The sequence below is a fragment of the Gammaproteobacteria bacterium genome (assembly GCA_022340215.1).
Classification (GTDB): Bacteria; Pseudomonadota; Gammaproteobacteria; order JAJDOJ01; family JAJDOJ01; genus JAJDOJ01.
On record JAJDOJ010000142.1, the window covers coordinates 1 to 7,507 of the forward strand.

The following is a 7,507-nucleotide window of genomic DNA, read 5'->3' on the forward strand; positions in this document are numbered from 1 at the left end:
CTTAGCTGCTGGTGCGATGGAGAAACTGCGGAATATTCACGGATTGTGGTGTGAAAGACTGACTGGACTACCCCTCAGACCAGGCGGTCTACTGGGGGACTCACGAATGACGATGGCAACAGACCGTGGTAGCGGGGTTGACACCCTCGTCAAAAGATCCGCGGCCGAATCGGCACCGGGGACATCGATGTGACGATGCACATCATCGGGTTCGCCAAGATCTAGGGTGACATCACCAAGGGCGCCGGGTGTGTGGTGATGTTTTTAGGGTTGGCGTTCGCCATCATCGCACCGTGCCCGCTCAGCCTCGCCTTCACCCTGCCGATCGGGGTCTGCACCTGAATCTTCTCGCTGTTGCAGTTCCAGGCCGACATGGGCATCCTTCTGACGCTCGTGTTCGTGGTCAACATGCATGGCGCCATCCTGCTGCTACCGGCGCTGGCGTACTGGTTTTTGCTGCCCTTCCGTGAGGCGGCCCGAGATTTCTGCCAGCATGCCCGATCCGGAAACGGCGGTTACCGAGTTGACAAGCGAGGCGCCCATTCGGGGGGAACTTGGAGGCGTTCTATCCATGGGTGGAGAACGAGAACCACGTGCCTCGAAAGGTAACGCGGTTGCCCGGCGAACCAGTGAAGTCCGTTCCTGTAGACCATTTGGAGAATACCGGCATGTTCGATTGGATCTTCAGGCCCGAGGCCTGGATGGCCCTGGCTACCCTTACGGCGCTGGAGATCGTCTTGGGTATCGACAACATCATTTTCATCTCCATTGTTGTCGGCAAGCTGCCTGCGGAGCGACGCAATGCGGCTCGCATCCAAGGGTTGGCCATGGCCATGATCATGCGCATCCTGCTGTTGCTGTCTTTAGCCTGGATGATGCGACTGACCAATCCCTTGTTTACGATCCTTGACCAGGGGATCTCGGGACGTGACTTGATCCTGATTTTCGGCGGCCTGTTCCTGTTGTGGAAAAGTACTCAGGAGATTTGGGAGAGTATGGAAGGCAAGGTAGAAGGGGAGCATCAGGTCAAGGTCAGTACCAGCTACTGGATGATTTTGGGGCAAATCGCCATTGTCGATATCGTATTCTCGCTGGATTCAGTCATCACCGCAGTCGGGATGGCAGATGACGTGCCCGTCATGGTCGTCGCCATCATCATCGCCGTCGGCGTCATGATGTTCGCGGCAAAGGGGATTGGTGAGTTTGTCGATGCGCACCCGAGCATCAAGATGCTGGCGCTGAGCTTCTTGATACTCGTTGGTGTCGTCTTGATCGGCGAGGGACTGGAGATGCATATCCCGAAGGGCTATATCTACTTCGCAATGGCCTTCTCCGTATTGGTCGAGATGCTCAATATCCACATGCGCAAGAAACACGCTAAGCCCGTGACATTGCATGGGCCGAAGTCACCAGGGCCACGCTAGGAGCCTGTCGGCTTTACTACTGCGCTGATGGGAGAACGGCCAAAAAATCCCCGATTCCTCGTTGCGTAGGCCCACTATGCGCCTCGAAATCGCGAACTTTTTGTCTCGCTCTCCCACCATGCTCGCTACGATCGCCTAAATCCGACAGGCTCCTAGGGCCAACGGCATTCACCCGGGCATTTGGCAAGTAACCGACTTCCAGAATCGGTTGACGAGTGACGCGCTGGTCGTCCGGTCCTCCCTGCATGCGGGCGTTGTCGCCAGGGCCGGCGAATGGACCATTGCAGCGGTTGAACAGCGGATGATCGGGCCGCCGACATCTCCGGTCCGGTCACTATCGGATCGACGGGTATTCCCTTATCGACGTGCGGGGCGACAGCGGGGACCGCGCTCGATCGTGTCAGCCCGTGAATTTGCCTTCGCGCAACATCTGTGCGCCCATGATCTCGAGTTCCCGGGCGCCGGAGATAACGATTTCCGGATCGGGGACATAGTCCAGCTCGAGATTCTTGCGCTCATATGGGACCGAGTTGAGGATCACCTTCATGGCGTTTAGGCGAGCCCGGTACTTGTTGTTGGATCGAATCACTGTCCAGGGTGCCTGGGAGGTGTGGGTGCGTCTGAGCATCTCGTGCTTCTGGTGTGTGAACTCGTCCCATCTGTCCTGGGCCTGCACATCGATCTCGGACAGCTTCCACTGCCGGAGCGGATCGGTCTTGCGGCGCTCGAACCGCTTTTCCTGCTCGTCCTCGGTGACGCTGAAATAGAGCTTCACCACGATGGTGTCCTGACGTACCAGATCTTTTTCGAATCCGACGACGCCGTGCATGAAGTTCTCGTACTGTTCGTGGGTGCAGAATCCGAAGATCGGCTCGACAATAGCCCTGTTGTACCAGCTCCGGTCGAACAGCACGATCTCGCCGCCGCGGGGGAACTGGGTGATGTACTTCTGGAAGAACCACTGGGTTTTCTGTTCCTCGGTGGGCTTGCCCATGGCGACCACCCGGTAGTGTTTCTCGTTCATGTAGCGGGTGACTCGGCGTATGGTTCCACCCTTGCCCGCCGCGTCCCGCCCCTCGAACAGGATGATCATCCGTGTGCCGGTTTTTTCCAGGTATTTCTGCAAACAGATCAGTTCGGCCTGGTAGGGTTTGAGGGACTTTTCCCGACGCCGCTTGGTAACCGCCTTGCGGTTCTCGTTCTTGGTCTTGGCCAGGTCGTTGCGGAGCTTACCGTACTCGTCAAGCAATTGAGCGACGCTCATCTGCTCTCCGCGAAAGGTAACGAGTTCCGAATTCTGAGCGGTGTCCTTCATGGTACTCACACTGCCGGTGAAGTTGATCCGTAAACGAAGTCAGTATATCACCAGAATTCACCGGGCCCTGCCGGCAGAAAACGCACTGGAGAACGCCGCGGTCGCCGCAGCGCCGGTGGTACGGTACTTCGCAGCGACAACGACGGTAGCGGGTTCGACCTCACCGCGATGTCCGAGCGTCACCGTCCGTCGGTCATCTTCCAGCCGACCCGAGGGCGCATACGCTGCACGACCCTGCGCAGTGGCGACAGAGCCCATCCGGCCAGAACAAGGCACAGCGTTGCAGGACCAAACGAGTCTCCACCATGAACGGTTTCGATGGTGACGACAGGTGGCGTGTCGCGGTTCCGGTCTTCCAAATTGAAGCGCAACCTTCCTGAAGGCCGGCCGAACGATCCCTGCGCGATGGGGAAGTTCCTTTCTGGCCTCAAGGAGTCAGCATGACAGGATTTTGTTGTACTGCGCCGGGGATCGCGGGCGCCACTGGGTTCAAAACATACGGTTCTCGACCCGCAACGGGATCGACTCGTATCATCGGCATCTTATGGACCTTGAATCCTTGAGCATCCTGTTCTGGATATTCGCGGGGGCGATCGTGCTCCTGGCTGGACTGGTCCATGGCATCTTCGGGCTGGGGTTTCCGCTGATGGCGACTCCCTTTCTGGCCATCCTGATCGACATCCGCAGCGCCGTGCTCGTTGTTCTGCTGCCGACCATCACGGTAAACATCATCAGTATCCTGCGCGGAGGGCGCTGGTCCGAGAGCATCGGTCGCTACTGGCCGCTGGTGCTGATGATCCCGATCGGAACCCTTGCCGGGACCTGGCTGCTCATCAGCGTTGACCCCGGACCCTTTCGCCTGCTGCTGGCGGCGATCATCGTCCTGCATCTGGCGGGTGATCGGCTGCGCATCGTTCGGACGGGATGGATCCGCGATCGTCCCTGGGTGGCCTACCTGGTCTTCGGACTGGCGGCAGGATTCACCGCGGGAACCGTCAACGTGATGGTGCCCCTGCTGGTCATCTTCGCCCTGGAGGTCGGCATGACCCCACTGGTCATGGTGCAGGTCTTCAATCTCTGCTTTCTGGTGGGCAAATCGGTGCAGGTCGGGGCCTTTGCCCAGGTGGGTATGTTGACGGGCCCCCTGGTGCTGGCCACGCTGCCGCTGGCGGCGGTTGCCGCTGTCGCCCTGCTTGCCGGGATGCGCCTTCAGGGCGGGATCGAGCAGGAGACCTATCGAATCTGGCTCAGAAGGGTGCTGCTTGGGATGGCGGTCGTGCTCACGATCCAGTTCGCTGCCGGTTTGTGGTCGGACCGGATCTCATCCGGCGGCTCCGCGGCTGGCGCCCGCCCTCCCGTGTCAGCCACGGGTCTCGTACCGGATGGCGCCATGGCCGTGACGCTTATCTGGCACCCGTGCGGGACTTGCCCCGCAGGAGTGCATCGGGATGGCGCTCGAGATACTGGGCCAGGATTCGCAGGGATCGGGCGGCCTGTGACAGCTCGCGCAGCGTACGATAGACCTCGAAGCCCAAGGGGTCGTTTCCGTCCAGGAGCCCGGTCGCGCTCTCCGCGGCGCGCCGCGCGCTTCCCAGTAGCGCAAGTGTCGCCTCGGATACGGGCTGAACCTGGTCGTCCAGATTCTGAGTCAGTGCCGCGACCCCTTCAATCGCGTCGCGCAACTCACTTGAAATCGGGTCGACCTGCGCATTGAGGGAGTTGGCCAGGGACGCGCCGGCCACCAGGGTTCTGTCGAGCTGGTTCATCACGCCTTCCAGACGAGTATCCAGCTGGCTCAGGATTCCCTCGAGTTTCTGCGCCGCGACATTGACGTGATCTAGCGTATTGGGGATCTTCGGCGACGAGGCGATCTGGCGAAACGCCGCCAGGGTCTGCTCGATGTCCCTGACGATCTCGTCGTAGGGCAGTTCGTTGAAGCGTTTGGCTGCCGTACGGACGACCTCCAGGATCTGGTCGGCCGTGGACGGAATCGTCGGGATCTCCAGAACCCGGGGGTCCCTGCTCACCCGGGTGGCCGGGGTGTCTTCCCGGTTTGCCAGTTCGATGAAAAGTTTGCCCGTCAGCAGACTCAGCGGCACGAGTTGCGCGCGCAGCCCACGCGCCACGCCCTGCTGGACCGCTTCCTCGGCCTCCACTCCGTGCAGCGCCTCGATGTTTCCGTTCGTGTCGGTGACCAGGAGGCTGGGTTCCAGCTCGGCAACCACGGGAATCAGCAGGACGTCGCGTCGGGTATCGTAGACGAGATTGATCCGCGACACCCTGCCGAGGGTTACGCCGCGCAGCTTGACCGGCGCACCCACGTCCAGCCCGTTGACGGATCCCTGGAAGTACATGACCACCGTGATCGTGTGCTTGAACAGCTTGCCCGATCCGAACATGAACACCGTGATCAGAATGAGCGCGATGGCACCCAGGACGAAGGCGCCGATGAGCTTTGGATTCGCCTGCCTGCTCAAGTGTTCTCTCCGGCCGATGGGTGAAGGGCGGACGCATCGAATTCGCCCCGGGTGAGAAACGCCCTGACGCGGGGGTCCGGCGATTCCGCCACCAGGACATTGGGATCGCCGGTGGCGAGCTGTGTCCTGGTGTCGGTATCGAGGAACACCGAGTTGTTTCCGATACCGAAGATCGTCGGCAGTTCGTGCGTCACAAGCACAACGGTCGCACCCAGGCTGTCCCGCAATTCAGTGATCAGATCGTCGAGGCGCCGCGAACTGATTGGGTCCAGTCCCGCCGACGGCTCGTCGAAGAACAGGATGTCCGGGTCAAGTGCAATGGCCCGCGCGAGTCCCGCCCGCTTGCGCATGCCGCCACTGATCTCCGAAGGATAATAGTCTCCGAAACCGGCCAGTCCGACCAGCGACAGCTTCAGTTCAACCAGATCGCGGATCGTCTCGGCGGGCAGTTCGGTGTATTGCTCCAGCGGCAACGCCACATTCTCGGCGAGGGTCATCGAGCTCCACAGCGCGGCGCCCTGATAGGTGACGCCGGAACGATGCATCATCCGGTCCCGCGCATCCGTCGATACGTTCCAGAAACTGACGCCGTCGATGACCACCTTCCCCCGGGTCGGCGGCATCAGACCGATCATGCTGCGCATCAGGGTGCTCTTGCCGCATCCGCTGCCGCCCATGATGACGAACACGTCCCCGCGGCGGATGGTGAAATTCAGGTCGCGTTGTATCACGAAATCACCGTATGCCAGGGTGAGGCCTCGCACCTCGATATGGGGTCGCGCCTGCCCGGATGTGCCCGTCGGCGGTGTCTCAGAAATCGATGGCATTGAAAAGCACGGTCAGTATGGCGTCCGCCACGACGATCCAGACGATTGCCGTGACGACCGCGGAAGTCGTGGCGGTGCCGACGGCCGAGGCGTTTCTTCCCGACTGCATGCCTCGCAGACAACCGGAAAGCGCGACGATCGCCGCGAACGCCACGGAGTAGATCGTCCCCGCAATGAAATCGGGCAGGGTGACGGTGACGACGGTCTCCGTGTAGTACTCCATGAAGCTGATATCAAACGAGGTCACGCACACGAGGGCACCGCCGAGTATGCCCATCAGGACGGAGTACGCGCTGAGCAGCGGCATCATGAGAAGCATGGCCAGCACGCGTGGTACGACCAGGAACTCGATCGGGGAGACGCCGAGTGTGCGCAGGGCGTCGATCTCCTCGTTGGCCTGCATGGTGCCCAGTTGCGCCGCATAGGCGGCCCCGGTCCGTCCCGCGAGGATGATCCCGGTCATCAGTGCGCCCATCTGCCGTGCCATGGCGATCCCCACCAGGTCGGCAACATAGATCTCCGCGCCGAACTGCCGAAGTTGCACGGCGCCGATAAAGGCAAGGATCAGCCCGACGAGCAAGCTGACCAGACTGACGATCGGCAACGCCTGGGCGCCCGCTTCCTGTAGCAGCAGGAGGAAGTCCGCAGGCCGATGGCGGGCTCGGCCGCGGATCAAGGCGGAAAACGCCATCGCGGTCTGACCGAGGAAGACGAGAAAGTCGGACACACCCCGGCTCGCCTTGATCGAGGCGCGGCCCAGGCGCTCGGGCAAGCCGATTTGGGATGCGACTGCATGGGGCGTGTGGTGTTCCGGGACCGCGAGCGAAAGGGCGATGAGTCGACGTACCCCGCCGGGGAGTCCCGACAGATCCGTCTTGATTCCCCGCGAACGCGCCAGCTTGACGAGTTCCAGCAGGTAGGTCAGCAGGCCGCTGTCCCAGGCGGAAACCGCCTGCCCCTGGAATGAAATGGACTGGGGCGGGTCCGGTTGGGCGAGTAGTTGACGAACGGTTTCGTCGGAGGGGAATATGCGATCCAGGGTCCAGGCCCCTGAAAGCGCCAGTTGAACGCCCTGGCTACCGGAGGGAGACAAGCGAATCGTGGGGGGGGGATCTGTGTCCTGCATCGGCGCCTCGCGAAGAGGTCAGCGCATGGATGCCGCAGAGCGCTTGGATCCGGGCCTTGCCCGGTGCGGTGAGACAGGGACCGCCGGCCCGACGCCGGCAGTCACCGGGTAAAACTTCGGCGATTTCCGTCAAGTAACATACCATGCTGCTTGTCTTTGTCGCCCGTCCTCTGTGTTGCGACAACCGTTCCATCGTCCGACGATGCGCCTGTTGTCGCGTCTTGATGACGAACGATCCCGGCGCGGCGCTGTCCCTGCTTTGCTTGGGCACCGGTCTTGGGCTTCCTGCCCAAGCCGTTCACTGCTTCGCAGCTCACCCGGCGCGATCTGGTATGTCA

5 protein-coding genes and 2 pseudogenes are annotated in these 7,507 nt (G+C 61.3%); 3 read left to right on the plus strand and 4 right to left on the minus strand.

What is annotated here, in order from left to right:
- Positions 1–315: 315 nt before the first annotated feature.
- Together LJE91_10190 and LJE91_10195 are read left to right on the plus strand one after the other, a co-directional pair.
- Positions 316–609: pseudogene (locus LJE91_10190) on the plus strand (hypothetical protein).
- Between the two features lie 59 nt (positions 610–668).
- Complete coding sequence (locus LJE91_10195) at positions 669–1,424, plus strand: TerC family protein (protein MCG6869064.1); 756 nt, start codon at positions 669–671, stop codon at positions 1,422–1,424.
- Between the two features lie 400 nt (positions 1,425–1,824).
- Here the strand turns inward: LJE91_10195 and ppk2 are convergent, their stop codons facing one another.
- The gene (gene ppk2 / locus LJE91_10200; GenBank protein MCG6869065.1) at positions 1,825–2,739 is read right to left on the minus strand and encodes a polyphosphate kinase 2; all 915 of its coding nucleotides are present in this window, start codon (positions 2,737–2,739) and stop codon (positions 1,825–1,827) included.
- A gap of 544 nt (positions 2,740–3,283) precedes the next feature.
- Here ppk2 and LJE91_10205 point away from each other — a divergent pair.
- Positions 3,284–4,018, plus strand: a pseudogene (locus LJE91_10205) (sulfite exporter TauE/SafE family protein).
- A gap of 124 nt (positions 4,019–4,142) precedes the next feature.
- On the opposite strand, the gene LJE91_10210 reads toward LJE91_10205, so the two are convergent.
- From LJE91_10210 to LJE91_10220, 3 genes are read right to left on the minus strand one after another with little or no spacing between them, the layout of a single operon-like run.
- A complete protein-coding gene (locus LJE91_10210) occupies positions 4,143–5,216 on the minus strand; it encodes an MlaD family protein (GenBank protein ID MCG6869066.1) in 1,074 nt (357 codons plus the stop codon).
- On the minus strand, positions 5,213–6,043 hold the full coding sequence (locus tag LJE91_10215) for an ATP-binding cassette domain-containing protein (protein MCG6869067.1): 831 nt from the start codon (positions 6,041–6,043) through the stop codon (positions 5,213–5,215). The genes LJE91_10210 and LJE91_10215 overlap by 4 nt, the downstream gene beginning before the upstream one ends.
- On the minus strand, positions 6,027–7,169 hold the full coding sequence (locus LJE91_10220) for an ABC transporter permease (protein ID MCG6869068.1): 1,143 nt from the start codon (positions 7,167–7,169) through the stop codon (positions 6,027–6,029). The genes LJE91_10215 and LJE91_10220 overlap by 17 nt, the downstream gene beginning before the upstream one ends.
- Between the last annotated feature and the right edge of the window lie 338 nt (positions 7,170–7,507).